The organism is Aquisalimonas sp. 2447 (assembly GCF_012044895.1).
Taxonomy (GTDB): domain Bacteria; phylum Pseudomonadota; class Gammaproteobacteria; order Nitrococcales; family Aquisalimonadaceae; genus Aquisalimonas.
This window is the reverse complement of record NZ_CP050695.1, coordinates 2,053,665-2,079,732: the sequence shown is the minus strand read 5'-3', so window position 1 is coordinate 2,079,732 and position 26,068 is coordinate 2,053,665. Positions and strand designations below refer to the sequence as shown.

The following is a 26,068-nucleotide window of genomic DNA, read 5'->3' as shown; positions in this document are numbered from 1 at the left end:
CTGCCTACAGTGTCCTGTAACCCGTTTTCGTCGCATTACACGCGTTTCAAGCTTTCCGGAACACCGCCATGCTCTCCACGTGGGCGGTGTGGGGGAACATGTCCATCACCCCCGCCGCCTCCAGGCGGTAGCCGTAGTGATGGACCAGCGTGCCGGCATCCCGGGCCAGTGTGGCGGGATTGCAGGAGATATAGACGATGGTCCCGGCCCCAAGGTCGGCAATCTGCGGGATCACCTCAGCCGCGCCGGAGCGGGGTGGATCCAGCAGAATCTTGTCGAACCCCCCGGCCAACCAGGCCGGCTGTTCCTGGTCCAGGGCGAGGTCGGCGGCGTGGAAAGCGGCGTTGTCCAGCCCGTTGGCCGCGGCGTTGTCCCGGGCACGCTGCACCAGCCCTTCAGCGCCCTCGACCCCAACCACGGTGCCCGCGCGCCGGGCCAGGGGCAGGGAGAAATTGCCGAGGCCGCAGAAGAGATCCAGGATCCGGTCGTCGGGTTGCGGGTCCAGGTACTCCAGGGCCCGCCCCACCATGGCGGTGTTGATGTCGTGGTTGACCTGGGTGAAGTCCGTGGGCTGGAACACGATCTCCGGCTCCCCGGGCGCTGGCCGGTAGGCCAGGCGGGGTTCACGGGGCCAGATCGGAGCAACCGTGTTCTCATTGCCGGGCTGCTCGTAGACGGCAAAGTCGTGGGCCCGGGCGAAATCCGCCAGAACCGCGTAATCGCCCTCGGTGAACGGGCGCAGGTTACGGAACACCAGCGCCACGGTGTCGTCGCCGATGGCCACTTCGATCTGCGGCAGGCGGTCGCGGCAGGAGAGCCCTGCCACCAGCGCGCTCAGGTCCGAGAGACGCTCGGCCACCCGAGGATCGAGGACGTGGCATTCGGTCATGTCGGCCACATAGGGGCTGTGCTTTTCGCGGAAGCCCACCAGGACCCGCCCCTTGGCGGGGACATCCTTCACCGCCAGACGCGCCTTGCGGCGGTAGCCCCAGATGGGCCCGGTCAGCGGCTCCAGCACCTGTGCCGGCGCCACGCCACCGAACTGTTGGAACTGTTCCAGCAGGACACTCTGCTTGAACTGGATCTGCGCCTCCGGCGGCATGTGTTGGAGGCTGCAACCGCCGCAGACACCGAAGCTCGGGCAGCGGGGTTCGATGCGTTCCGGGGCGGGCTCCAGTACGGCCTCCACACGCCCCTCGTCGAAGCGCCGGTGGCAGCGGGTGTAGCGCATGCGCACCTGTTCCCCGGGCAGGGCACCGTGAACGAAGGTGGCTTTGCCATCCACATGAGCGATGCCGCGGCCCTCGTGGCTCATGCCATCGACGGCCACGTCCAGCGGCTCCATGGGAACGCGGGAGCGACGGCGACGTTTAGACATCCCCGCTTTCCTCAAGCCGATGCGGCTCCCAGGCCTCCAGGAAGGCGTGCAGATGCTCGCGACCGTCGGCGACCAGGGTGTCCCGCACCAGCGCGCATTCCCGTGCGTAGCCGGGACCGTCCAGGTGCCCGCGGAACAGCTGGAACCGCAGCCACACCAGGTAGGTGTTGAGCACGTCGGTCTCGCAGTAGTCGCGTACGCCGGCGAAGTTGCCCTGGCGGATGGCCTCGGACACCTGACCGCCGCTCATGCCCATCTTGCCGGGAAAGCCGCACAGCGTCGCAATCTCGTCCAGCGGTGCGTTGGCGCGCGGCTGGAAACCCGCGAGCATGTCCATGAGGTCCGTGTGGCGTTCGTGGAACCGGTTCAGGTAATTGTTCCAGCGGAAGCTCTGCTCGGTGGCCCCCGTCTCCCAGTACCGCGGAGCGCTGATGCCGTGGAGCATGGCCCGGTAGTGCAGCACCGGCAGGTCGAAACCGCTGCCGTTCCAGGACACCAGGGTGGGTGTGAAGCGGTCGATGCCGTCGTAGAAGCGCTGGATCACATCCGCCTCATCGTCACCACCCTCGCCCAGCGACCACACCCGGAAGCGGTCGCCGCTGCGCATGGCGATGGAAATCACTGCCACGCGGTGCAGGTGGAGCTTGAGGAAATCCGAACCACCGGTTTCCTGCCGGCGCATGGCGAGCGCGGCCTCGGTGACGCTGTCATCGTCCAGGCCGTCGAAATCGTGCAACCGCCGCACGCCATCGAGATCCGGGACGGTTTCAATGTCGAACACGAAAACAGTCATGGTCAGGCCGGGAAAACGCCGGAAGAGAGATACCGGTCGCCGCGGTCGCAGACGATGCTCACGATGGTGGCGTTCTCCACCTGCGCGGAGAGTTCCAGCGCTGCATGCAACGTTCCGCCGGAGGAGACGCCTGCCATCACGCCCTCCTCCGCGGCCAGGCGCCGGGTCATTTCCTCGGCCTGGTCCTGACCCACGTCGATGATACGGTGCACCCGCTCGGGCTCGTAGATCTTCGGCAGATACGCCTCCGGCCACCGCCGGATCCCCGGGATCTGGGAGCCGTCCCGAGGTTGCACGCCGACGATCTCCACGTGGGGAGCCGTCTCCTGGAAGTAACGGGAGGTGCCCATGATGGTCCCCGTAGTCCCCATGGAGGAGACGAAATGGGTGACCCGGCCCTGGGTATCACGCCAGATCTCCGGGGCGGTTCCCTCGTAGTGGGCACGCCAGTTATCGGCGTTGGCGAACTGATCCAGCACGCGGCCCTCGCCCCGCTCCTGCATGGCCATGGCGCGATCCCGCGCTTCTTCCATACCACCATCCTGGGAAACCAGGACCAGTTCGGCGCCATAGGCGCGCATGGATGCACGGCGCTCCTGGGTCATGTGTTCGGGCATGACCAGCACCATGCGGTAGCCGCGGATCGCCGCGGCCATGGCCAGGGCGATACCGGTGTTGCCGCTGGTCGCCTCGATCAGGGTGTCGCCGGGCCTGATGTCACCGCGTTCCTCGGCGCGGCGGATCATGCTCATGGCCGGGCGATCCTTCACCGAACCCGCAGGGTTGTTGCCTTCCAGCTTCAGCAGGATGGTGTTGGACGTTTCTCCCTGCAGGCGCTGGAGGCGCACCAGGGGCGTGTTGCCGACAAACTCTTCTACAGTGGGATATCTCATGGTGCGTATTCTCACCCAGAACGTTCCCGACGGGGAAGCGCGATGACAACATCCGTCTAGTGTCCTGTCCCCGTCAGCCGACTGCTGCAGCAGCGCAGGAACCTCTGTACCATAGGACACTGATTACCGATGGGAAATCCACACGCTCGCCGCGACACCAACCAGGGACAGGACTGAACGCCCATGCGCTGGGGACTTGGCTCCCGCATTTTCCTGCTGGCCGTACTGGGACCGGTGCTGACCACGACGGTGCTGATCGGGTATCTGTTCCATAGTCGCGGACAGGATATCCGGGTGCAGACCCTGGAGCGTGGCGAGTCGGTGGCACGTCAGCTGGCGCCGGCACTGACGGAGCCGCTGGCCCGGGGTGAGCACGAACTTCTCGCCCACGTCATCGACGCGGCGCGTGTGGATCCGGTCATCGCCCGGGTCACGCTGCAGCGCCCCGACGGCAGCGTGCTGCTGGAGCGCGGGCCATCAGCGGCCGCGCATCAGGGCGTCCTGGTGCGCCTGGCAAGCTGGGTGGTTGGCCTTCACCGGGCCCCGGATTTCCGGGTTCCCGTGCTCCCCGCGCGGGCTCCGGTACTGGATCCGTTGCTGGTTCAGCAGGGTGTCACCCCCCTTGGCTGGGTCCGGGTGGAAGTGGACGCCTCGCCCTATCTGCACCGGGAAGCCGGCATGGTCCTGCAGGCTTTGGCGGTGCTGGCCCTGGTCATGGTCATCAGCCTGCTGTTGGGCTACTGGGCGCGTCGCACCGTCACCCGCCCCATCGAGACCCTCACCGATACGGTGCGCCGCCTGGGCGCCGGTGATCTGCGTGCTCGCGTCCAGCTGCTGGCCGGTGGCGAGGTGGGCACCCTGGCGCGGGCGATCAACCGCATGGCGATCCGCCAGGAGCGCAACGACAAGGATCTCAACGACCAGATCGAACAGGCCACCCGGGAACTGCGCGAGACCCTGGAGGCTGTGGAAATCCAGAACGTCGAGCTGGACATCGCCCGCAAGCGGGCCCTGGAAGGCAGCAAGGTGAAATCCGAGTTCCTGGCCAACATGAGCCACGAGATCCGCACCCCCATCAACGGCATTCTCGGCTTTGCCGACCTACTCTCCCACTCCCGGCTGGATGAGGAACAGCAGGACTACGTGGGCACCATCCGCGAGTCGTGCACCAACCTCCTGGCCCTGGTCAATGACATCCTTGATTTCTCCAAGATCGAGGCCGGCAAGCTGGTCATCGACAACGTCGCCTTCGACATGCGTGACTGCATCGAGGAGGTACTCTCGCTGATGGCGCCCACGGCCTACGGCAAGAGCCTGGAACTGGCCCAGATCATCTACCAGGATGTGCCGGTGCGTCTGTTCGGTGATCCTATTCGCATTCGCCAGGTGCTCACCAACCTGGTTCACAACGCCATCAAGTTCACGCCTGAGGGCCGAGTCGTCGTGCGGGTGATGCTCGACGCGGACGACGATGACTCGGAGCACGCCCGGATTCGTGTTGCAGTATCGGACAGCGGAATCGGCATGAAGCCGGACGAACAACAGCGCCTGTTCCAGGCGTTCAGCCAGGCGGACACGTCCATCACCCGCCGGTTCGGCGGGGCCGGACTCGGGCTCATCATCTCCAAAAAGCTGGTGGAGCAGATGGGCGGGGACATCGGCCTGGACAGCGAACCCCAGGTGGGCTCCACGTTCTGGTTCACCCTGGACTGTCTCAAGCAGCGCCGGGTCGAACCCGACGACCGCGTGGGCACTCAGGGCAATCCCCTGGGCGGTCGCCGGATCCTGCTGCACGACACGTCCACGCTCAGTCGTCTTGCCGTGCGGCATGTCATTGAAGGCTGGGGCGCGCACGTCCATGAAGTAGAGCAGCCGTCGGCGATGGAGAGCCGCGAGCTTCTCTCCCAGCGCTGGGACGCGGTATTGATCGGTCTCTCCAGGGAGGAACTCAACCGGCGTTATTTCCGCGATCTCATTCCTGCGGCGCGAGCCATCGGTGCCCCAGTGCTGGTGCTGGCCAGCACAGTGGACCGCAACGAACTACGCAGTCTGTACCAGCAGGGGGCCCATTCCTCTCTGCCCAAGGCGGTACGCCGACAGACGCTCTACCGGGAGCTCTATCGCGTGCTCGATGGGGGCGCGCCGGCCCGTGACCGGCTCCAGGAGACGCCGGCCCCACTGGTTCCGGCAGCAACGGAGAATACAGAGAACGCAGGCTACGACGACTGCCCCGTGCTGGTGGTGGACGACAACGCGATCAACCGCAAACTCGTCGCGACCATCCTGCGGCGCCACGGCGTGCCGGTCACCGAGGGCGAAGACGGTCGCCAGGCCGTGGACCTGTGCGAGCGTCACGAGTTTGCCCTGGTTTTCCTTGATATCCACATGCCGAACCTCAGTGGGGAGGCGGCTTATCAGTCCATTCGCGACCATCTGCGTGCCCACGATACCCGGCTACCACGGATCGTTGCTCTGACGGCCAACGCCCTCGGTGGCGAGCGCGAACGGCTGCTGCGGTTGGGTATGGACGAGTGCCTGATCAAGCCCGTCACCGAAACGCAGATCATGCGCCAGGTGCGGCACGTTGCGGACCGCCCGGGGGATGCCGCCAGGGAGCCGGAATCGGACGAAGCCGCGCATCGTGCTCTGGGTGGACAACTGCAGGCGATGCTCGCCGATGAACTGCCGGACCACCGCAGGCGAATCCGCCAGGCGTATCGCCGCGGCGAGCTGGAAACGCTTCGGGACCACGTGCACAAGGTCAACGGTGCCGCCAGCGTCTGTGGCGCGGAGGAGTTACAACAGGCATGTGCTGCGCTGGAGCAGGTGGTGGTGGACAACCGGCGGGTGGACATCCCGGCCGGCGTGGAGCGGGTGGTGGCCGCCATCAACGCGCTGCTTGCCAGTCAACCCCAGGATCCGTGAGCCGGCGGCTGCCCGGTACGCCCCGAATGCCAGCCGTTACCCGGTGGCCGGGGCGCCTTCCGCGAGCACGAAGGCCAGGGCGAAGCCGCCGTCGTCGCTGAGGCTGACATGCCAGCGTGTCACGCCGAGCAGACGAGCAGTTTCGGCACCCCGACCAGTGACTTCCAGTTGCGGGGCACCCGCGGCCGTACTCGCGACGTGCAGGTCGTGGAAGCCGAGAGATCCGCCAATGCCCGTGCCCAGGGCCTTCGCCGCCGCCTCCTTGACCGCCCAGCGCCGCGCCAGATAGCTCCCCGGGTCCGCATGCGTGCGCCAGCGCTGCATTTCCGGCTGATCGAGCACACGACAGGCGAAACGCTCGCCATGACGCTCCAGCACGCGGCGCACGCGTTCCACCTGAACCAGGTCCGTGCCCACGCCAACGACGCTCACGGTGCGGCCCCGCGAATCAGCGCCTTCATGTCGCGCACGGCCTGCTCCAGGCCGCTGAACACTGCCCGGGCGACGATACCGTGGCCGATATTGAGCTCATGAACGCCCGGGATGGCAGCGATGGCCTCGGTGTTGTGATAGTGCAGTCCGTGGCCGGCGTTGACGGTGAGCCCCTGCTCCACACCCAGGGCCACCCCCTTGTGGATGCGGTCCAGCTCATCCGCTCGGGCGGCTTCCGTGGCCGCATCGGCGTAGGCACCGGTATGCAGCTCGACAAACGGCGCCCCCGCGGCGCGCGCCGCCATGATCTGGTGCGCCTCAGGGTCGATGAACAGGGATACCTGGATACCGGCCCGCGCCAGACGCTCGCAAGCCTCCTGTAGCCTCGCGGGCTGCCCGGCCACGTCCAGTCCGCCTTCCGTGGTGAGCTCCTCGCGCTTCTCCGGCACCAGGCAACAGAAGGCGGGGCGCACCCGTTCGGCGATGGCAAGCATTTCCTCCGTCACCGCCATTTCCAGGTTGATCCGAGTCTGCAGCGCCGGGGCCAGGCGCTCCAGGTCGTGCTCCTGGATGTGTCGCCGGTCCTCGCGCAAATGCAGGGTGATACCGTCCGCTCCACCCTGCTCGGCCAGGAGCGCGGCCTGCACCGGATCCGGGTAGCGGGTGCCGCGGGCCTGGCGCAGCGTCGCGACATGGTCGATGTTGACGCCCAGCAATACGCCGGGATAGCGGGGATGGGTCATGATCCAGAGTCCTTGGTACCGCGTCGAAGACTGAGATAGAGCGCCCGACTCTGCAACGGTCGCTCGCCGATGTACAGCCGCAGTGCCGCCCGCAGCAGCCGCTGCGCCTCGCCGCGCTGGGCTTCACCCTCCAGTTGCTCCCCGGCCAGGGCCAGCAGCGTTGCACCGCTGACGAGCAGGCCGCTACCTCCCGGCGCCGCCGGGACGGGACCGTACTCGAGCTCGTAGCGGTAGGTTCCTGTTGCCGTGACCGGCTCGCCACTGTCGGCGGTGGCGTCCAGCAGCAGTCCGTAACCCAGGGCGTCCAGGAGCCGCTTCTCGAACAGCCGCAACGGCACGTCCTCTGCCGCACCGGTGGTCGCCAGGTCATGCAGGGCGCCGCCATAGGCGTCGAAAACGTCCGGCGCCGGATCCTCCCTATGCAGCAGCCGCAACACCAGCTCGCTGAGGTAGAAGGCGGCCGCGAGGCGCGTTCCGAGAAACCGCAAGGGACGCCCGCCGGCCTCGGCGAACACCAACGTGGCCAGCTCTCCCCGACCCCGCCAGTCCACCAGCACGGGCTGCAAGGGCTCCAGCACGCCGCGCCAGCGCGATCGCTGCCCCCGGGCACCGCGAGCAACGGCGCCGATGCGCCCGTGCTCCCGGGTCAGCAGTTCCAGCAGTAGGCTGGTGTCCCGGAACGGCCGCCGGTGAACCACCCAGGCCGCCACCGGATGGGTATTGCTCATCAGTCGTCGTAACCCAGGCTCTTCATGGCACGCTCGTCATCCGCCCAGCCGTCGCGGATCTTGACCCAGAGGTCCAGGTGCACGCGGCGCTCGAGAAGGTCCTGAATCTGGGCGCGGGCCTGCTGACCGATGCGTTTCAGCTGTTGGCCCCCCTTGCCGATGACAATGGCCTTCTGGCCGTCGCGCTCCACCCAGATCACCGCGGCGATCCGGCTGCGCCCGTCTTCGTCCTCGAACGCCTCGACTTCCACGGTGGTGGAATACGGAACCTCCTGACCCAGGGTGCGCATCAGCTGCTCGCGAATCAGTTCGGCCACCAGGAACCGCTCGCTGCGGTCCGTCACCTGGTCTTCCGGGAACAGGAACGGAGCCTCCGGCAAGAAGCGTCGCAGGATCTCCTCCAACGGCTCCACGTTGTGTCCCTTGCTGGCAGACAGTGGGACGATTTCTTCAAACTCAAAGCGTTGCGATAACTTTTCGAGAAACGGCAGTAGGCGGTCTTTCTGCGGAATCAGGTCCACCTTGTTGACCACCGCGACCACCGGGCGCCCCGCCCGGCGCAAATGCTTGAGAACCAACTCATCGTCATCGGTCCAGCGCTCCGGTTCCACCACCATCACGACCACGTCCACATCTCCCAGGGCGGTGACAGCGGAGCGGTTCAGATAGCGGTTGAGCGCTTTCTTCTGCTCACCGTGAAGGCCCGGGGTATCCACATAAACGAACTGCGTATCGCCCCGGGTCTGTACGCCGATCAGGCGATTCCGGGTGGTCTGCGGGCGTCGCGAGACGATGCTCAGCTTCATGCCGAGAAGACGGTTGAGCAGCGTGGACTTGCCCACGTTCGGCCTGCCCACAAGCCCGACATAGCCGCAGCGCTGGCTGCCCCGCCCCTCCGTCGGCGCGTCCATTCAGCGTTCTCCCCGATTGGCGGGTTGCAACAGATTCAACATGGCCTCGGCACCGCGCTGCTCGGCGCGGCGGCGGCTGCCGGCCTCGCCCACGGTCACCTGATCGATCCCCCGGATGCGGCACTCCACGCGAAACAGCTGGTCATGCGCCTTACCTGCGACTTCCAGGACGTGGTACGAGGGCAGATCCAGGCGGGCCGACTGCAGGTACTCCTGCAGCCGGGTTTTTGGATCCTTGAGGTCCGCGGCATCCGGCAGGTGCTCCAGCCGTTCGGCAAACAGCCGCACGATCAGGGTGCGGCAGGCGTCGAAACCGCCGTCGAGATAGACGGCGCCAAGCACGCCTTCCAGGGCATCCGACAGAATGGAATCGCGGCGGCGACCACCACTCTTGCGCTCACCGCTGCCCAGGCGTAGGTGGCCCCCGAGATCGAGCTGCCGTGCGATGGCAGCCAGGGTCTCGCGATTGACCAGGCTGGCCCGCAACCGGCTAAGCGCCCCTTCCGACTCCCGCGGTTGACGATGGAAGAGCTCATCGGCAATCACGAAGTTCAGGATACTGTCACCGAGGAATTCCAGGCGTTCGTTGTTCCGCTCACTGACACTCCTGTGTGTGACCGCCTCGTCCAGCAGTGCGCGGTCGTTGAAGCGGTACGCCAGTCGCTCTGCCAGATTGTCGAGGGAATCCGTCACGGTTCGATCATCGCCTCCTCGCGGAAACTGGCGATGCCATCCAGATTCGCGATCAGCGGAAAGCGCCTCTCGTAGGCCAGCACGATGCGTACGGAGTCACCCGAGCGCTCGATTTCCAGATCATCATCGCTCACAGACTCCACATTGTTGACCTGCATGCGCCGGTTCAACGCTGAGCGCACCTCTCGGGGAGTCGCGCCACGAAGCTCCGGGTTGCGCGCTACGTCTCGTACCACAGAGCTCACTGTCATGGACTCCAGATACACCGGCACCGTGCGAAGACCCAGCAGCGCAACGAACGCCGCCACGACCAGCAGCAGCACCCACCCCACCAGGGTCAACCCGCCCTGTCGGCGAGGGCCGAGGCTGGTCCGGCTAGTCGATCCGATCACCGATCCGACTCCAGTTGATGCGGTTTTCATAGGTATCCCAGCTCATCCAGATGAGAAATGCCCGTCCCACCAGCAAGTCCTCGCTGACGGGCCCCCAGCAGCGGCTGTCGCTGCTTCTGTCGCGGTTGTCACCGATGGTGAAGTAGTGCCCTTCCGGGACTTCGTAACCATCCGGTGCCGACGCATAATCGGTACACCAGGTGCCACGGGGATGGCGTAGCGTACGGTATTCGCGATCACCGATGGTTTCGCTGAATACCGTCGCCCGGGGCGCCTGTGGTTCATTGTAGGCTCCCTCCTCGCGCTGCTCGATCCGGTCACCGTTGATGTAGAGATCGCCGTCACTGTAGACCACATGATCTCCTGGCAGCCCGACCACGCGCTTGATGAAATCCTGGGCCGGATTCACCGGGTACTTGAATACGGCGAGGTCACCCCGCTCCGGCTGGCCGGTGGGGATGACGCTGCGATTGAGCACCGGCAGACGCACATCATAGGAGAACTTGTTCACCAGGATGAAATCCCCCGCCAGCAGGGTCGGGATCATGGAACCCGATGGAATCCGGAAAGGTTCCACCACGAACGAGCGAATGACCAGCACGATCAGGATCACAGGGAAGAGGGAACGACACAGGTCCACCCACCAGTTGTCCTTCTCTGGCAATGGTTTGCCTGCCTTTCTCAGCCGGCGACGGCGAAACGCCGCCCACGCCACCGTAATGGCAGTGACCAGGGTCAGCAGGACCAGCAGGAACTCGAAATCCAGGAACATGCACTCTCCGTTGCCCGGGCGGCCGCCCCCGGCTAGTCGTTGTTGTTGACCTGCAGCACGGACAGGAAGGCCTCCTGGGGAATCTCCACCTTGCCCACCTGCTTCATGCGCTTTTTGCCCGCCTTCTGCTTCTCAAGCAGTTTGCGTTTACGCGTGATGTCACCGCCGTAGCACTTGGCGGTCACGTTCTTGCGCATCGCCTTTACCGTGGATCGGGCCACGATATGGTTGCCCACGGCGGCCTGTATCGCCACCTCGAACATCTGCCGCGGAATCAGTTCGCGCAGCCGGTCGGTGAGTTCCCGGCCGCGGCGATGGGCGTGGTCCCGGTGGACGATCAAGGCCAGTGCGTCTACCCGGTCGCCGTTGATGAGCACGTCCAGGCGCACCAGGTTCTCCGGCTGGAAACGCGCCAGGTCGTAGTCGAAGGAGGCAAAGCCGCGGCTGGCCGACTTCAGCCGGTCGAAAAAGTCCAGCACCACCTCACTCAGGGGCAGTTCATAGGTGAGGGAGATCTGGTTGCCCACGAACTGCATATCCCGCTGTTTGCCGCGTTTCTCTTCGCACAGGGCGATGACGTTGCCCACGTAGTCCTGGGGCACCAGGATGCTGGCGAGGATGATCGGTTCGCGGATCTCCTCGATCTCGTGAATCGGAGGCAGGGCTGCCGGGTTGCTGATGTTATGCACTTCGCCGTCGGTGGTCTGCACTTCGTAGACCACCGTTGGTGCCGTGGTAATGAGATCCAGGTTGTATTCCCGCTCCAGTCGTTCCTGGACGATCTCCATGTGCAACATACCCAGGAAGCCGCAGCGGAAACCGAACCCCAGGGCCGCGGAGTTCTCCGGTTCGTACTGCAGCGAAGCGTCATTCAGCCGCAGCTTGGACAGGGCGTCACGGAACGCCTCGTAGTCCTCGGAACTGATGGGAAACATGCCTGCGAACACCCGCGGCTGCACCACCTTGAACCCCGGCACCCGCTCTGCACAGGGGGCATGCTTGTGCGTCAGGGTGTCGCCCACCGGGGCACCGTCAATGTCCTTGATACCGGCAACGACGTAACCCACCTCGCCGGTCTCAAGCCCCTTCAGCGGCGTCTTCTTGGGCGTGAACATCCCCAGCTGATCCACCTGGAACTCACGCCCGGTGGACCACACCTGAATCTTCTCGCCCACCTGGATGCGGCCGTTGAACACCCGCACCAGGCAGACCACGCCCAGATAGTTATCAAACCAGGAGTCCATGATCAGCGCCTTCAGGGGCTGCTCCGGGTTGCCCTTGGGCGCCGGCACATGCTCGACAATGGCCTCCAGCAGTTCGTCGATCCCCTGCCCCGTCTTGGCGCTGATCATCAGCGCATTGTCTGTCTCCAGGCCGATGATCTCTTCGATCTGCTGCAGCACTTCTGCGGGATCCGCTGAGGGGAGATCGATCTTGTTCAGCACCGGCAGAATTTCGAGTCCCTCGTCGACAGCCGTATAGCAGTTGGCGACGCTCTGGGCCTCGACCCCCTGGGAAGCATCGACGACCAGCAGTGCGCCGTCGCAGGCCGCCAGCGACCGGGAGACCTCATAGGAGAAGTCCACGTGGCCGGGGGTGTCGATGATGCTCAGCTGATAGGTATTGCCGTCTTTCGCGTTGTACTCCAGCGCCACGCTCTGGGCCTTGATGGTAATGCCGCGCTCGCGCTCCAGATCCATGGAGTCCAGCACCTGCTCCGACATTTCCCTGCCGGTCAAGGCACCGCAGCGTTCGATCAGCCGGTCCGCCAGGGTGGATTTACCGTGATCGATATGCGCGATGATGGAGAAATTACGTATGTGTTTCATGTCGCCTTCATATGCTTGCCTGCCAGGCTGCGAGGGCATTGCCCGTAGGAAAATTCCGGGATTCCGTACGCAAACGTGCCCCGCGGACGGGGCACGTTTGCATCAACGTCGGCACCGTGTGCCGGTATTGTACCGATTTACTCGCTTTCGGGCAGGCGCAGTGGAAGGAACCGCGGTGAACCGTTGCGCAGCAACAGCACGGGGACCACGCGATCGCCTTCCAGCCCGCCGGCAATGTCCTGGAATGTCTCCATGGAGTCGACCCGCTGCTGATCCAGCATGGTGATCACGTCTCCGCTCCGAATCCCGGCGGCCTGGGCCGGCCCGGCGGAAACACCTTCCACCAGCACGCCACCCTGGCGAATGCCACGCTCTTCGCGCTCATCCTCGGTCAAATCCCGAAGCTCCATGCCGAAGAACTGCTCGTGCTGCTCCGGTTCTTCCGGTTCAGGAGCCTCCGGCTGCTGGCGCTGGGCCATGTCATCGGGAAGCTCACCCAGGACGATGCTGATCTCGCGGCGCTCGCCGTCACGGATGACCTCCACCGTCACTTCACTGTCGGCCCGCATTCGCCCGACCATGGGCGGCAGATCCGACGAAGTGCCGATCTCGCGACCTTCGAAGCGCACGATGACATCGCCTGCCTCCAGCCCCCCGGCTTCAGCGGGGCTGTCCGGCGTCACCTGGGCCACCAGCGCCCCGTGGGGGCGATCCATGCCGAAGGACTCCGCCAGGTCACGATCCACATCCTGGATCAATACGCCCAGCCATCCACGAGCCACACGGCCCTCGGTGCGCAGCTGGTCCACCACGTCCATGGCCAGTTCTATGGGGATCGCGAAGGACAGCCCCATGAACCCGCCACTGCGGCTGTAGATGTGGGAATTGATGCCCACGACTTCGCCATCCAGATTGAACAATGGACCACCGGAGTTACCCGGGTTGATGGCAACGTCGGTCTGGATGAACGGAACATAGTTGTCCTGCGGCAGGCTGCGCTGTTTAGCGCTGACAATTCCCGCCGTCACGGAATGCTCGAAACCGAAGGGCGAGCCGATGGCAAGCACCCACTCCCCCACGGACAGATCCGCCGATGAGCCGATGCGCACCGTCGGCAGATCCTCGGCATCGATGTTCAGCAGAGCCAGATCGCTCTGCTCGTCGTAGCCGATCACTTCGGCAGTGAACTGCCGCCGGTCACTGAGCTTCACCACCACCTCGTCGGCGTTCTGAACAACGTGGTAGTTGGTGATGATGTCGCCGTCGCTGGAGACGATGAAGCCGGAGCCCAGGGATTCGGAATCGAAGGGCCCGGGCATGCCTTCTCCAGGGTCACCCTGGAAGCGCTCAAAGAACTCGCGAAACGGATGGTCCTCGGGCAGGTCACCGAATTCGCCGGGACCACTCCCACGCTCGCGACTCTGTGTGGAGCTGATGTTCACCACGGCCGGGCTGTTCTCCTCCACCAGGCCGGTGAAGTGAGGCAGGCTACGGCTGGCATCCGCCTTTGCCATACCTGCGACGGCCACCAGAACCAGGCCGCACAGAACCATGAAAAAGTACTGCCTTGCCAACTGTCGCATCGTTGCGTTCCCCGTCATCGCGTTCGCATGTTCCCGGAAGTCCGGCTATGGGCGCGCCGGGCCCTGCTATTCGACCCGTGTTCACGGTTACCCCATGACAGAATCGACCATCATTGGCCGTCGGCGTTCCCGTTGTTGTTCAGCAACACTGGCTCACAATCGATTCCACGTCCAGTTCGCCGAACCCAGGCTCGCACGGCCAGGACGCCGCCGGCCAGGCCCAGCACCCCACCGGCGATGCTCGCCGCCTCGCCGAAGGGCGCCAGCGCCAGGGCGCCGATCATCAGTATCAGCATGGGCACGAGATAAACCAGGGCCGCCGCACTCAGCATGGAGGGCTCGCGCAGTCCGATGGTGACCTGCTTTCCGGGATGGAGCGGGAGCTCGGCAGGCAGGGTCAGTTCCAGCGAACGCCCCGGCAGCGCCCGCTCCAGGATGCCCGCACCACAGCCGTGACGTAGCTGGCACCGGCCACATCCGGCAAAGCGCCGAATGCGCACGCGGACCACGCCCTCCTGCCATGCCACGACTTCGCCGGTCTGGGTGAGCACAACCTAACAGGCGCGATCAGCGATCGCTGCGCCGGTCACTCACCCCGACGGGCCGCGAAAGGAAGTCCAGCTGTGCCTCCGACGGTTCGCCCCGGGTGACGGCATACTCCTGGAGTCGCGCCTGGATATCCGGATCGAGCCTGTCCCACTGGATGTTCTCGGTGCGCACCGGCTGGCCCGCCTGGGAACCTGCACCGGAGACGCTGACTGTTTCCATGGGGGACTGGCCCGGCGCCGAGGTTTGCTGTTCCGGCCACAGACCGATGGCCACCAGTGCCACCGATGCCGCCACCGCCACACCGGCCACCGGCCGTAGCCAGCGCCGCTGCCGGCTCGGCACCGGCCCGGCGTGGGCAGGCTCCTCCTCCAAGGCCGCGGAAACGCGCTCGGCAAGTCCCGTGTTGACGCTGTCAGGCAGATTGCGATGGAGCGCCTCACGTATGACGGCATAGCGCCCGAGTTGGGCCGCAACCTCCGGCGAGCGCTGGGCCTGTCTCACCAGCAACGCCATCTCGGAGGGCGGAAGTTCCTCGTCGGTCAGCGCCGACAGTTGTTCGGCGTAGGGTTTCGTCATTGCCATCCCACCTGTCCGTTATTTGTTATCCAGTAACGGTTTAAGCCGGTTATCAATCGCTTCTCGCGCCCGGAAGATCCGCGACCGCACCGTGCCCACCGGGCAATCCATGGCTTGTGCGATCTCTTCATAACTCAATCCGTCCAGCTCACGCAGTGTGATCGCCGTACGCAGGTCCTCGGGCAGTGCCTCGATGGCATCGAACACGGTGCGCTCGATTTCTTCCCGCTGGGCGAGCCCCTCCGGCGTATCCGTCTCCCGCAAGAGGCTGTCACCGGCATACTGCTCGGCGTCCTGCGCGTCCACGTCGCTACCGGGCGGCCGACGGCCCTGCGCCACCAGATAGTTCTTGGCAGTATTGGCACCAATGCGGTAGATCCAGGTGTAGAAACTGCTCTCGCCGCGAAAGTTCGGCAGCGCCCGGTAGGCCTTGATAAAGGTCTCCTGGGCCACATCCTGGGCTTCGCTCGGGTCCGCAACATACCGCGAAATCATCTTCACCAGCTTGTACTGATACTTCTGTACAAGCAGATCAAACGCTTTCTTGTCGCCGGCCTGCACACGCTCGACGAGCTGTTGATCGACCTTGGCATTGGTCATTCAGCCCGTCCCTTCGCGGTGGTCCCTTTCACCGCGTTATTGCGGTAGACATTGATCGGCATGGATAGTTCGCGCGCTTCTGCGGATTGTGTTTAGATGAGTGCCGGTTCGGCCGCCCTGCGCGGTCTCAGGCGGGCTTGGCCCCGGCGCTCGACGACGGCCGGATTCAGGCAGGCCATAACGGTCACTGAGGGTAGCCGATCGGCCTGTTGCGCTGCAAGCAGACCGGCCGGCCGATCACTGACTCCCTTTATCCAGAGCGATTCCGTGAACGCGACAACCTCCGACGACTTCGATGTGGTCATTGTCGGCAGCGGTGCCGCCGGCCTGACACTGGCGCTGCGCCTGCCGGAATCCTGCCGTGTGGCGGTGCTGTCCAAGGGACCTCTCGCCGAGGGCTCCAGTCTCTATGCCCAGGGCGGCATCAGCGCCGTCCTCGATGAACAGGACTCCGTTCACGCCCACGTTGCCGACACCCTGGATGCCGGTGCCGGCCTGTCGGATCCTGACACGGCGCGTTTCGTGGCCGCGCGCGCCGCCGACTGCATCCACTGGCTGATCGGTAACGATGTCCCCTTCTCCCGCGAGTCTTCCAGCGAGGGCGCCGGAGACCTCCATCTCCACCGCGAGGGGGGGCATTCGCATCGACGGATCGTGCACGCAGCGGATGCCACCGGACGTGCCGTGGAGACCACCCTGGAAGGCATGGTGCGGCGGCGCGGCAACATCCACGTCTTCGAGCACGCCATGGCCGTGGACCTGATCACCACCAGCCGTCTCGGCCAATCCCCGCGGCGCTGCGCGGGGCTGTACATGCTGGATACGTCCACTGGCGATGTGAGGCCCCTGGCCGCCCGCACCGTGGTCCTCGCCACCGGCGGCGCCAGCAAGGTCTATCTCTACACCAGCAACCCGGACGGAGCCACCGGTGACGGTATTGCCATGGCCTGGCGCGCCGGCTGCCGGGTTGCCAATCTGGAGTTCAACCAGTTCCACCCCACCTGCCTGTTCCATCCGGAGGCCAAGTCGTTCCTGCTCAGCGAGGCCCTCCGGGGTGAAGGCGCCCGTCTGTTGCTGCCCGATGGCAGCCGGTTCATGCACCGCTTCGATCAGCGCGCCGAGCTGGCACCCCGGGATGTGGTCGCCCGCGCCATTGACCACGAGATGAAACGGCTCGGGGTGGACTGCGTGTACCTGGATATTTCCCACCGCGATGCCGCCTTCATCCGGGAGCACTTCCCCACCATCCATGAGCGCTGCCTCGCGTTCGGGTTCGACATGACCCGCGATCCCGTCCCCGTCGTACCGGCGGCGCACTACACCTGCGGTGGCGTCATGGTCGACCACAGCGGCCGCACCGACCTGCCCGGCCTCTATGCCATCGGCGAGGTCTCGTACACCGGCCTGCATGGAGCCAACCGGCTGGCCAGCAACTCGCTACTGGAGTGTCTGGTCTACGGCACCGCCGCTGCCGACGACATCGCCGCTGCGCTGGCTGACGCGCCCCCGGCGCCACAGCTGCCCGCCTGGGACGAAAGCCGCGTCAGCGATTCGGATGAACATGTGGTGGTCAGTCACAACTGGGACGAGCTACGCCGCTTCATGTGGGACTATGTGGGGATCGTGCGCACGGACAAGCGCCTGCAACGGGCTCGCCGCCGCATCGACCTGCTGCAGGGGGAGATTCGCGAGTATTACGGCAACTTCCGGGTCAGCGCAGACCTGCTGGAGCTGCGCAATCTGGCCATGGTGGCGGAACTGATCATCGGCTGCGCCCAGAACCGCCGGGAGAGCCGCGGCCTCCACTACACGCTGGACTACCCGGAGACCGCCTCTGAATCCGGCCCCACGGTCCTGACGCCAAGCAGATAGCGCAGCCGGCGGTGGTCCCGGCGATCCACGCTGTCCGGCGCCAGAACCACCATGGCGTGGCTGCCGCCAACCTCAAGGTAGAGAACCACCAGCCACGGATGCCGCAGCCAGTTGGTCAGCGTCCAGCGGCTATTGTTGCCGCCCCGCTCCGTAACGACGACGGTGCCGCTGTCCACGTCCACCCGGAGATGATGGGCGTCCAGGCGGCGGGGAGACCAGGCCGTGCGGCCCCGGAGTAGCCGCGCGGGAACCACCATCATCAGGGAGGCCACCAGGGCGGACAAGGGCGCGGTGACGACGGCCAGACCCCATAACGCCAGCAGGCACGCCCGCCACCAGCGCAGCAGCCGCGATCGCTTAACGCGAAAGCCCGAAATCGTTGCGGATCTGCTCCACGAGCCGTGCCATCTCTGCATCCGCCGGCATCTCTCCCTGGTAAAACCAGCCAAACAGGATATCGTCCTGTTCTCCGAGCAGCTCCTCGAAGCGCTTCCGCCCGGCGTCATCCAGCGCCCCGTAACCGCCGGCAAGGAAATGCTCCAGCAGCAGGTCCAGCTCGCGCATGCCTCGCCGGCAGCGCCAGCGCAGTCGGGACATATCGCTCATGGGTGTCCCCGACTCAGCGCCGCGCCACCATCAGTTTCTTGATCTCGGCGATGGCCTTGGCCGGATTCAGTCCCTTCGGGCAGGTCTGCGCACAGTTCATGATGGTGTGGCAACGATAGAGCTTGAACGGGTCTTCCAGCTCGTCCAGGCGCTCCCCCGTGGCTTCGTCCCGGCTATCGGCGATCCAGCGATAGGCCTGCAGCAGAACCGCCGGCCCCAGGTAGCGATCACCGTTCCACCAGTAGCTGGGGCAGGAGGTGGTGCAACAGGCGCACAGGATGCACTCATACAGGCCATCCAGCTCGGCACGGTCTTCCTTGCTCTGCAGGCGTTCCCGGTCCGGCGGTGTCGGCGTCTGGGTCTGGATCCACGGCTTGATGGAGGCGTACTGGGCGTAGAAGTGGGTCAGATCCGGCACCAGGTCCTTGACCACCGGCATGTGCGGCAGCGGGTAGACGCGGATATCGCCGTCCACTTCATCGCACGCCTTGGTGCAGGCCAGGGTGTTGGTGCCGTCGATGTTCATGGCGCAGGAGCCGCAGATGCCCTCGCGGCAGGAGCGCCGGAACGTCAGGCTGGGATCCACCTCGTTCTTGATCTTGATCAGGGCGTCCAGGACCATCGGCCCGCAGTCGTCCATGTCCAGCTCGAAGGTATCCAGCCGTGGGTTCTGCCCTTCGTCCGGCTGCCACCGGTAGACGCGGAAGCGACGCACGTTGCTGGCCTCGCCCGGGGCTTTCCAGGTCTTGCCTTCGCCCACCCGGGAGTTTACTGGGAGTTTAAACTCTGCCATTGCCTGTCAACCTCGTTCAGTACCGGTGTCGGATCAGTACACCCGCGCCTTGGGCGGGAACGGCTCAACTTCATCGGTGAGCGTGTTCAGGTGCACCGGACGGTAGTCGATGGTGGTGTTCCCCTTGGGATCCATCCAGGCGAGTGTGTGCTTCATCCAGTTGTCATCATCCCGCTCGGTGTAGTCTTCCCGGGCGTGTGCACCACGGCTTTCCGTGCGGTTGCGGGCGCCCTGGATGGTGGTTACCGAGCAGCCGAGCAGATTGTCCAGTTCCAGGGTCTCGATGAGATCGGAGTTCCAGATCAGGGAACGGTCGGTGACCCGCACATCCTCGAAGGACGCGAACACGTCTTCCAGCTTCTTGCAGCCTGTCCCCAGAGTCTCGCCGGTGCGGAACACGGCGGCGTAGTTCTGCATGACGTCCTGCATCTCCGCGCGCACTTCCGCCGTGGGCCTGGAGCCGTTGGCGTTGCGCAGGCGGTCCAGGCGCTCGAGGGCGAAGTCCGCGGAATCCGCCGGCAGCGGCCGGTGGTTGTCGCCCTGCTCTGCCACCAGCTCCTTGGCGCGCAGCCCGGCAGCACGACCGAACACCACCAGGTCCAGGAGCGAGTTGGAGCCAAGACGGTTGGCGCCGTGGACGGACACGCAGGCTGCCTCGCCGATGGCCATCAGGCCGGGCACGACGGCATCCGGGTCGCCGTCCCTGAGCGTTACCACCTCGCCCTTGTAGTTGGTGGGTACCCCGCCCATGTTGTAGTGCACCGTCGGCAGCACCGGGATCGGCGCCTTGGTGACGTCCACGCCGGCGAAAATCCGCGCCGTCTCGGCGATGCCGGGCAGGCGCTCGTTGATCACCTCCGGGCCCAGGTGTTCCAGGTGCAGGTTGATATGGTCCTTGTTGGGACCGACCCCCCGCCCTTCCTGGATCTCGATGGTCATGGAGCGGCTGACCACGTCCCGGGACGCCAGATCCTTGGCGTTGGGCGCGTAGCGCTCCATGAAGCGTTCGCCGTCGGAGTTGGTCAGGTAGCCGCCCTCGCCGCGCACGCCTTCGGTGATCAGGCAGCCGGCGCCGTAGACGCCGGTGGGGTGGAACTGCACGAACTCCATGTCCTGCAGCGGCAGACCGGCGCGCAGCACCATGCCCATGCCGTCCCCGGTGCAGGTATGCGCCGAGGTGCAGGAGAAGTACGAGCGCCCGTACCCGCCGGTGGCCAGCACCGTCTGGTGCGAACGGAACCGGTGGATGGTGCCGTCATGCATGTTCAGGGCGATCACGCCGCGGCAGGCGCCGTCCTCATCCATGATCAGGTCCAGGGCGAAGTACTCGATGAAGAACTCCGCCTCGTATTTCAGCGCCTGCTGATACAGCGTATGCAGAATGGCGTGACCGGTGCGGTCGGCGGCGGCGCAGGTGCGCTGGGCGCGCCCTTCGCCGTAGTGGGTGGTCATGCCGCCGAACGGCCGCTGATAGATCTTGCCCTCGTCGGTGCGCGAGAACGGCACGCCGTAGTGTTCCAGCTCGATGATGGATGGAATCGCCTCGCGGCACATGTACTCGATGGCGTCCTGGTCACCCAGCCAGTCCGAGCCCTTGACGGTGTCGTACATGTGCCAGCGCCAGTCGTCTTCGCCCATGTTGCCCAGGGCGGCGGAGACACCGCCCTGCGCCGCCACGGTATGGCTGCGGGTGGGAAAGACCTTGGTGACGCAGGCCGTCTTCAGGCCCTGATTGGCCATGCCGAAGGTAGCGCGCAGCCCGGCACCACCGGCGCCGACGACAACGACATCGTAGGTATGATCGATGATTTCGTAGCTGGACATGCTGTTCAGCCTCCAAAGGCGATGCTGAGCACCGCGAGAATGCCCGTCAGGGCCAGGATCGCGGCGAGGAATTTGACGGCGATGATGCTGGCGACCTCAATGGCCTTGTTGCCCACGTAGTCCTCCAGCACCACCTGCAGGCCGAGCTGCGCGTGGTAAAAGCCCGTCGCCAGCAGCAGAATCGCAACCCCGGCGGTAAACGGCGAACCAATCCAGGCGCGCATGGCCTCGTAACCGGACCCGGCATGCGCGGCCATGGAGAAGGCGAACCAGATCACGAGCACCACCAGCGCCACCGCGGTCACCCGCTGCATCCACCAGTGGTGGACGCCGTCCTTCGCCGACCCCAGTCCCTGGGCATCCTTGACTGCAGTCCGGAAATTCATCAGGCACCTCCCATCGTGGCAAAGACCACGATCCACAGCAGCAGCGTCAGTACGACCGCGCCTCCGGCGGCGGCCATGCCCGAGCGCTTCGCGGTCTCCAGGTCAAACCCCTTGCCCGCATCCCAGAACAGGTGCCGGATGCCGTTGCACAAGTGGTAGAACATGCCGAGCGTGAACAGGAACAGAATCAGCATCCCCAGCCAGGAGCCGAGCACCGCCTGAGCGCGGGCAAAGGCATCCGGACCGCTGGCGAGCGAGACCAGCCAGTAGATGACCAGCAGCGAGCCAATACTGTTGGCGACGCCGGCGACACGGTGAGAAATGGAGAGCACCGACGTCCACTGGGGGCGATAGATCTGGAGATGGGGGGATAGCGGTCGATTATCGGTTGGCATCGTGACTCGCTCCGCAACGGCCTGTGATTCCGAAAGGATGCGCACGCACCCCTGTGAGTCGACTCCTTCGCGCGGTGGGCTGCATCGCGGGGATGGCAGTGCGTGCCGTGCGAATCCGGGAGCCGGGAAAGGGCCATCCGCGGGATAGACTCACCCCGGGACAGGCCCTTGCAAGCGGGCTCATAAACTAAACCGTCCGCCCCCATGATGCAAGGCAGCACGGCCCGTCCGGGGGCGGCAGCGCCCGGGTACGAACCCGGTAGCCCCTTCAAAAATCAGTGCAGCGCCCACCCTTTTCCCAGTCTCCGTAACGGGTTGGCTCGGGTCCCCGCTGGCCGCCGTGTTCCGCTGGCCATGTGCTCGGGTCGCCGGGTTTCACCGTGTTATCGTGGGGGGCTTCCGGTGACGGCGTGTCGCTGCTCGGCTCTTGATTGGACCTGCGCTCGTCAGTCATGGGATCGAATCCTCTTCAAATACTGTACGATATTTATACCACATCAATCAGAGACTGGTGCACCAGATCATGCCCGACCATTCACAAGTGGCCCCGACCATCGACTGGCCCACACTACTCACGGCACAGCATGCACGCTTCGACGCCGACGGCCACCTGCTGGACTTTGGTGATGCCAGTGCCGAACTGCACACGACCCTGGGTGATGGTGGCATCATGCCCCTGCCCGCGCTGGGTGTCATTCGCGTTGTCGGCGACGACGCCGCCGCCTTTCTTCAGGCGCAGCTCAGCCAGGGTGTCACGGACCAGGAAGTAACGGAATCCCGGCTGGCCGGACTATGCAATCCCAAGGGCCGTCTGCTGGCGATTTTCCGGGTGCTGCGTCTGGACCATGACGACTTCCTCCTGATCACCCACGCGAGCCTGCTGGAGGGGCTTGTGAAGCGCCTGCGCATGTATGTGCTGCGCTCCCGGGTTGCGCTGCAGGACTTCACGCCCCACGCCGCCCTGTGCGGTGTCACCGGCACCGGTGGCGTGGCCGTGACCGAGGCCACCGGCACCCTGCCCCAGGGGACGGGCACCGTGGTTCACGCCGGGGATACCAGCGTGGTCAATCTCGGCGGCGAACCGGAACGTTTCCTGGTCATCGCCCACGCCCGGGATATTCACGGCCTGTGGGAGGCCCTGACCCGCGGCTCCCGTCCGGTGACGCCCAGTGCCTGGGAACTGCTGGCAATCCGCGCCGGTGAGCCGGCCGTCGCCGCTGCCACCAGCGAACGCTTCGTGCCACAGCAGGTGAACCTGGAACTCATCGGCGGCGTCAGTTTCAGCAAGGGCTGCTATCCGGGTCAGGAGGTGGTCGCCCGCATGCATTATCGCGGCACCCCCAGTCGGCGCATGTTCGGGCTCACCGCGCCGGAGGGCGGCGACGTCCCTCTGCCCGGTGACAGTGTGCTCACCGTGGATGGCGCCTCCGCCGGTGAGGTGGTCCGTGCCGTCGCCGGGCCTGCCGGCGTCGAGGCTCTGGCCGTGCTCCGTGTCGCCTACCGCGACCGCCAGGATCTGCGCCTGGGCGGTCAGCCCGCCGGCTTCGCGCAGCTGCCTTACCCGGTCCCCATGCCCGAGAGCGACGAGGACGCCGCCGAGGAATCGTAGCTATCGTAGGGCGGACCTTCAGGTCCGCCGAGCGGGTTTCGATCAAGGCGCCTTGGCTTGCATGTCTTGTAACGGCGGACCTGAAGGTCCGCCCTACGGTGCACTGAGGTATGGCCGGCGGGGCCTCACGCCTCCGGGCGCATGGCCGGGAACAGCAGCACGTCGCGGATCGAGGCCTGGTCGGCCAGCAGCATCACGAGACGGTCGATGCCGATGCCCTCGCCCGCCGTGGGGGGCAGGCCGTATTCCAGGGCGCGGATGAAGTCAGCATCGTAGTGCATGGCCTCCAGGTCGCCGGCATCCTTCTCTGCCGCCTGTGCCTGGAAACGCTCGGCCTGGTCTTCGGCATCGTTGAGCTCCGAGAAACCGTTGGCCATCTCGCGGCCGCAGATGAACAACTCGAACCGCTCGGTGACGAAGGGATCGTCGTCGCGGGGTCGTGCCAGCGGTGATACCTCCTTGGGGTAGTCGATGACGAACGTCGGCGCCCGCAGCTTGTCCTCGACCGTTTCCTCGAAAATCGCCAGCTGGATCTTGCCCAGGCCGGCATCCTCGTCCACCGACACCCCCAGCCGATCGGCCACCGCCCGGGCCATGGCCGGGTCGTTCAGCTCTGCGGGGTTCACCCCGGCATTGTGTTCGACGATGGCGTCGCGCAGGGCGATGCGCAGGAACGGCTGACCGAGATCCACGGCCTCCCCCTGCCATTCCAGCTCCGGCGCTCCCTTGAGTTCCACCGCCAGGGAGCGCAGCAGCTCCTCGGTGAGGTCCATCAGGTCGTGGTGGTTGGCGTAGGCCTGGTAGAACTCCAGCATGGTGAACTCGGGATTGTGCCGCGTGGACACCCCTTCGTTGCGGAAGTTGCGGTTGATCTCGTAGACCTGTTCGAAGCCGCCCACCACCAGGCGCTTGAGATAAAGCTCCGGGGCGATGCGCAGGTACAGCGGCATGTCCAGTGCATTGTGATGGGTCACGAACGGCCGCGCGGCTGCCCCGCCAGGAATCTGCTGCATCATGGGCGTTTCGACTTCCAGGAAGCGCCGGGCATTGAGGTAATCGCGGATGAATTGAATGGTGCGGCTGCGCAACTGGAAGACCTGCTGCACCTCCGGGTTCATGATCATGTCCAGGTAGCGCTGCCGGTAGCGCGCTTCCTGATCCGTGAGACCGTGATACTTCTCCGGCAGCGGGCGCAACGACTTGGTGAGCAGCGCGATGCGGTCGACATTCACCGTCAGCTCACCGGCGCGGGTGCGGAACAGTGTCCCCTCGGCCCCGACAATGTCGCCCACGTCCCACTTCTTGAAATCCTGGTAATGGCCCTCCGGCAGATCGTCACGGCGGACGTAGAGCTGGATGCGGCCGGTCATGTCCTGGATCTGGGTGAAACTCGCCTTGCCCATGACCCGCTTGGCCATCATGCGGCCGGCCACTCGCACCCGGACACCCTCGTTCTCAAGGGTTTCCGTGTCCTGATCGGCGTGAGCCGCGTGCAGATCGGCGGCAAAGGCATCGCGCCGGAAATCGTTGGGAAACGCCGCGCCGGTCTCGCGCCAGGTCTGGAGCTTCTCCCGGCGCTGGGCGATGAGCTTGTTCTCGTCGGTTTCGGGGGTGTCCTTGCTCACGGTCACTTCTCGCTTGTTCAGACGTCGGCCTTGAGACTGGCCTCGATGAACCGGTCCAGATCACCATCCAGCACGGCCTGGGTATTTCCCACTTCAACACCTGTGCGCAAATCCTTGATCCGGGACTGATCCAGCACATAGGAGCGGATCTGGCTGCCCCAGCCGATATCGGACTTGTCGTCCTCGGCGGCGGCCTGCTTCTGGCGGCGCGCCTGCATTTCGCGCTCGTAGAGCTTGGCGCGGAGCTGGTTCATCGCCGTCTCACGGTTGCGGTGCTGCGAGCGGTCGTTCTGGCACTGAACCACTACACCAGTGGGTTCGTGGGTGATGCGCACCGCCGACTCGGTGGTATTGACGTGCTGACCACCGGCGCCGCTGGCGCGGTAGACGTCAATGCGCAGATCCGAGGGGTCGATCTCGATCGCCACGTTATCGTCGATTTCCGGTGACACGAACACCGCCGCGAAGGACGTGTGGCGACGATTGCCGGAGTCGAAGGGGGATTTGCGGACCAGGCGGTGGACACCGGTTTCCGTACGCAGCCAGCCGAAGGCGTGATCGCCGTCAACACGCACCGTGGCACTCTTGATGCCGGCCACGTCCCCTTCCGAGAGTTCGATGATCTCGGTGGCGAAATCGTGGCGCTCCGCCCAGCGCAGATACATGCGCAACAGCATGTTGGCCCAGTCCTGGGCCTCGGTGCCACCGGAACCGGCCTGGATGTCCATGAAGGCGTTGCTGGCGTCCATTTCGCCGGAGAACATGCGCTGGAACTCCAGCGTCGCCACCGCCTTCTGGTATTGCGTCAAGTCCGATTCCACGGCCCGGGCCGTGTCCTCGTCGCCCTCTTCCTGGGCCATGTCCAGCAACTCGTCCACGTCGGCCAGGCCGCTGCGCAGGGACGCCAGCTGATCGACGGTGTTCTGCAGCCGCGACCGTTCGCGGTTCAGGGACTGGGCTTCGTCGGGGTTATTCCAGATGTTCGGGTCTTCCAGCAGCCGGAGAACCTCTTCCAGTCGCTCCTTCTTGCCCGGGTAGTCAAAGATACCCCCTAAGCGCTTCCACGCGCTCGCGGAGATCGGCCGCCTGGGTATAAAGGGCGTTCAGTTCCATAACTGCATCTGCTCGGTGTTGCCGGGAAAGGCGCGCATGGTACTACAA

The 26,068-nt window shown here is 65.3% G+C and carries 27 protein-coding genes; 3 read left to right on the top strand and 24 right to left on the bottom strand.

What is annotated here, in order from left to right:
* Window positions 1-46 precede the first annotated feature (46 nt).
* The 3 genes from rlmD to cysM are packed head-to-tail and all read right to left on the bottom strand — an operon-like array spanning window position 47 to window position 3,064.
* Window positions 47-1,378, bottom strand: coding sequence for a 23S rRNA (uracil(1939)-C(5))-methyltransferase RlmD (rlmD, locus tag KU884_RS09800; protein ID WP_167782477.1), 1,332 nt, complete (start codon window positions 1,376-1,378; stop codon window positions 47-49).
* Entirely contained in the window at window positions 1,371-2,171 is an 801-nt protein-coding gene (locus tag KU884_RS09795; protein ID WP_167782476.1) for a 3'-5' exonuclease, read from the bottom strand. The genes rlmD and KU884_RS09795 overlap by 8 nt, the downstream gene beginning before the upstream one ends.
* A 2-nt stretch (window positions 2,172-2,173) precedes the next feature.
* On the bottom strand, window positions 2,174-3,064 hold the full coding sequence (cysM, locus tag KU884_RS09790; RefSeq protein WP_167782475.1) for a cysteine synthase CysM: 891 nt from the start codon (window positions 3,062-3,064) through the stop codon (window positions 2,174-2,176).
* Between the two features lie 183 nt (window positions 3,065-3,247).
* Here cysM and KU884_RS09785 point away from each other — a divergent pair, with 183 nt between their 5' ends.
* A complete protein-coding gene (locus tag KU884_RS09785; protein ID WP_167782474.1) occupies window positions 3,248-5,989 on the top strand; it encodes an ATP-binding protein in 2,742 nt (913 codons plus the stop codon).
* A 36-nt stretch (window positions 5,990-6,025) separates the two neighbouring features.
* Here KU884_RS09785 and acpS read toward each other — a convergent pair whose 3' ends face one another.
* The 12 genes from acpS to rpoE all read right to left on the bottom strand — a co-directional run bounded on the left by acpS (window position 6,026) and on the right by rpoE (window position 15,797).
* Window positions 6,026-6,421: a holo-ACP synthase gene (gene acpS / locus KU884_RS09780; protein ID WP_167782473.1), complete on the bottom strand. Its 396-nt coding sequence runs from the start codon at window positions 6,419-6,421 to the stop codon at window positions 6,026-6,028.
* A complete protein-coding gene (pdxJ, locus tag KU884_RS09775; protein ID WP_167782472.1) occupies window positions 6,418-7,164 on the bottom strand; it encodes a pyridoxine 5'-phosphate synthase in 747 nt (248 codons plus the stop codon). The genes acpS and pdxJ overlap by 4 nt, the downstream gene beginning before the upstream one ends.
* Entirely contained in the window at window positions 7,161-7,892 is a 732-nt protein-coding gene (gene recO / locus KU884_RS09770; RefSeq protein WP_167782471.1) for a DNA repair protein RecO, read from the bottom strand. Before recO ends, pdxJ begins: the two co-directional genes overlap by 4 nt.
* The gene (era, locus tag KU884_RS09765; RefSeq protein WP_167782470.1) at window positions 7,892-8,803 is read right to left on the bottom strand and encodes a GTPase Era; all 912 of its coding nucleotides are present in this window, start codon (window positions 8,801-8,803) and stop codon (window positions 7,892-7,894) included. The genes recO and era overlap by 1 nt, the downstream gene beginning before the upstream one ends.
* Entirely contained in the window at window positions 8,804-9,496 is a 693-nt protein-coding gene (gene rnc / locus KU884_RS09760; protein ID WP_167782469.1) for a ribonuclease III, read from the bottom strand. It abuts the gene before it with no gap.
* Entirely contained in the window at window positions 9,493-9,888 is a 396-nt protein-coding gene (locus KU884_RS09755) for a DUF4845 domain-containing protein (protein ID WP_167782468.1), read from the bottom strand. Before KU884_RS09755 ends, rnc begins: the two co-directional genes overlap by 4 nt.
* Window positions 9,872-10,660: a signal peptidase I gene (gene lepB, locus KU884_RS09750; RefSeq protein WP_167782467.1), complete on the bottom strand. Its 789-nt coding sequence runs from the start codon at window positions 10,658-10,660 to the stop codon at window positions 9,872-9,874. The genes KU884_RS09755 and lepB overlap by 17 nt, the downstream gene beginning before the upstream one ends.
* A gap of 32 nt (window positions 10,661-10,692) precedes the next feature.
* A complete protein-coding gene (gene lepA / locus KU884_RS09745) occupies window positions 10,693-12,489 on the bottom strand; it encodes a translation elongation factor 4 (RefSeq protein ID WP_167782466.1) in 1,797 nt (598 codons plus the stop codon).
* Between the two features lie 137 nt (window positions 12,490-12,626).
* Window positions 12,627-14,072, bottom strand: coding sequence for a DegQ family serine endoprotease (locus KU884_RS09740; protein ID WP_254432013.1), 1,446 nt, complete (start codon window positions 14,070-14,072; stop codon window positions 12,627-12,629).
* 110 nt (window positions 14,073-14,182) lie between these two features.
* Window positions 14,183-14,599 (bottom strand): SoxR reducing system RseC family protein, encoded by a 417-nt coding sequence (locus tag KU884_RS09735; RefSeq protein WP_167782465.1) that lies wholly within the window; start codon window positions 14,597-14,599, stop codon window positions 14,183-14,185.
* Between the two features lie 40 nt (window positions 14,600-14,639).
* Entirely contained in the window at window positions 14,640-15,197 is a 558-nt protein-coding gene (locus tag KU884_RS09730) for a sigma-E factor negative regulatory protein (protein ID WP_167782464.1), read from the bottom strand.
* 18 nt (window positions 15,198-15,215) lie between these two features.
* Window positions 15,216-15,797 carry an RNA polymerase sigma factor RpoE gene (gene rpoE, locus KU884_RS09725; protein WP_167782463.1) on the bottom strand — a complete coding sequence of 194 codons (582 nt, stop codon included), beginning with the start codon at window positions 15,795-15,797 and terminating at the stop codon, window positions 15,216-15,218.
* A 267-nt stretch (window positions 15,798-16,064) separates the two neighbouring features.
* Here rpoE and nadB point away from each other — a divergent pair, with 267 nt between their 5' ends.
* A complete protein-coding gene (nadB, locus tag KU884_RS09720) occupies window positions 16,065-17,669 on the top strand; it encodes an L-aspartate oxidase (RefSeq protein WP_254432012.1) in 1,605 nt (534 codons plus the stop codon).
* On the opposite strand, the gene KU884_RS09715 is transcribed toward nadB, so the two are convergent.
* From KU884_RS09715 to KU884_RS09685, 7 genes are all read right to left on the bottom strand, one after another.
* Entirely contained in the window at window positions 17,615-17,929 is a 315-nt protein-coding gene (locus tag KU884_RS09715; protein WP_167782461.1) for a hypothetical protein, read from the bottom strand. The two genes, nadB and KU884_RS09715, sit on opposite strands and share 55 nt — an antisense overlap.
* A gap of 97 nt (window positions 17,930-18,026) precedes the next feature.
* Entirely contained in the window at window positions 18,027-18,275 is a 249-nt protein-coding gene (locus KU884_RS09710; protein WP_254432011.1) for a succinate dehydrogenase assembly factor 2, read from the bottom strand.
* Window positions 18,276-18,288: 13 nt separating this feature from the next.
* Window positions 18,289-19,068, bottom strand: a complete 780-nt coding sequence (locus tag KU884_RS09705) for a succinate dehydrogenase iron-sulfur subunit (RefSeq protein ID WP_167782460.1) — start codon at window positions 19,066-19,068, stop codon at window positions 18,289-18,291.
* A 33-nt stretch (window positions 19,069-19,101) separates the two neighbouring features.
* Complete coding sequence (gene sdhA / locus KU884_RS09700; protein WP_167782459.1) at window positions 19,102-20,892, bottom strand: succinate dehydrogenase flavoprotein subunit; 1,791 nt, start codon at window positions 20,890-20,892, stop codon at window positions 19,102-19,104.
* A gap of 5 nt (window positions 20,893-20,897) precedes the next feature.
* A complete protein-coding gene (sdhD, locus tag KU884_RS09695; protein ID WP_167782458.1) occupies window positions 20,898-21,278 on the bottom strand; it encodes a succinate dehydrogenase, hydrophobic membrane anchor protein in 381 nt (126 codons plus the stop codon).
* A complete protein-coding gene (gene sdhC / locus KU884_RS09690) occupies window positions 21,278-21,673 on the bottom strand; it encodes a succinate dehydrogenase, cytochrome b556 subunit (RefSeq protein WP_167782457.1) in 396 nt (131 codons plus the stop codon). The genes sdhD and sdhC overlap by 1 nt, the downstream gene beginning before the upstream one ends.
* Before the next feature lie 268 nt (window positions 21,674-21,941).
* Window positions 21,942-22,127 (bottom strand): DUF1674 domain-containing protein, encoded by a 186-nt coding sequence (locus KU884_RS09685; RefSeq protein ID WP_167782456.1) that lies wholly within the window; start codon window positions 22,125-22,127, stop codon window positions 21,942-21,944.
* A 69-nt stretch (window positions 22,128-22,196) separates the two neighbouring features.
* On the opposite strand from KU884_RS09685, the gene KU884_RS09680 reads away from it, so the two are divergent.
* Entirely contained in the window at window positions 22,197-23,282 is a 1,086-nt protein-coding gene (locus tag KU884_RS09680; RefSeq protein ID WP_167782455.1) for a folate-binding protein YgfZ, read from the top strand.
* Window positions 23,283-23,407: 125 nt separating this feature from the next.
* On the opposite strand, the gene lysS is transcribed toward KU884_RS09680, so the two are convergent.
* Both lysS and prfB read right to left on the bottom strand, forming a co-directional pair.
* Window positions 23,408-24,907: a lysine--tRNA ligase gene (gene lysS / locus KU884_RS09675; protein ID WP_254432010.1), complete on the bottom strand. Its 1,500-nt coding sequence runs from the start codon at window positions 24,905-24,907 to the stop codon at window positions 23,408-23,410.
* A 17-nt stretch (window positions 24,908-24,924) separates the two neighbouring features.
* Window positions 24,925-26,020 (bottom strand): peptide chain release factor 2 gene (gene prfB, locus KU884_RS09670; protein WP_167782453.1). Its coding sequence is split into 2 segments (ribosomal slippage): window positions 24,925-25,947 and window positions 25,949-26,020, totalling 1,095 coding nucleotides; the frame shifts between segments, so codons are not numbered across the junction.
* Between the last annotated feature and the right edge of the window lie 48 nt (window positions 26,021-26,068).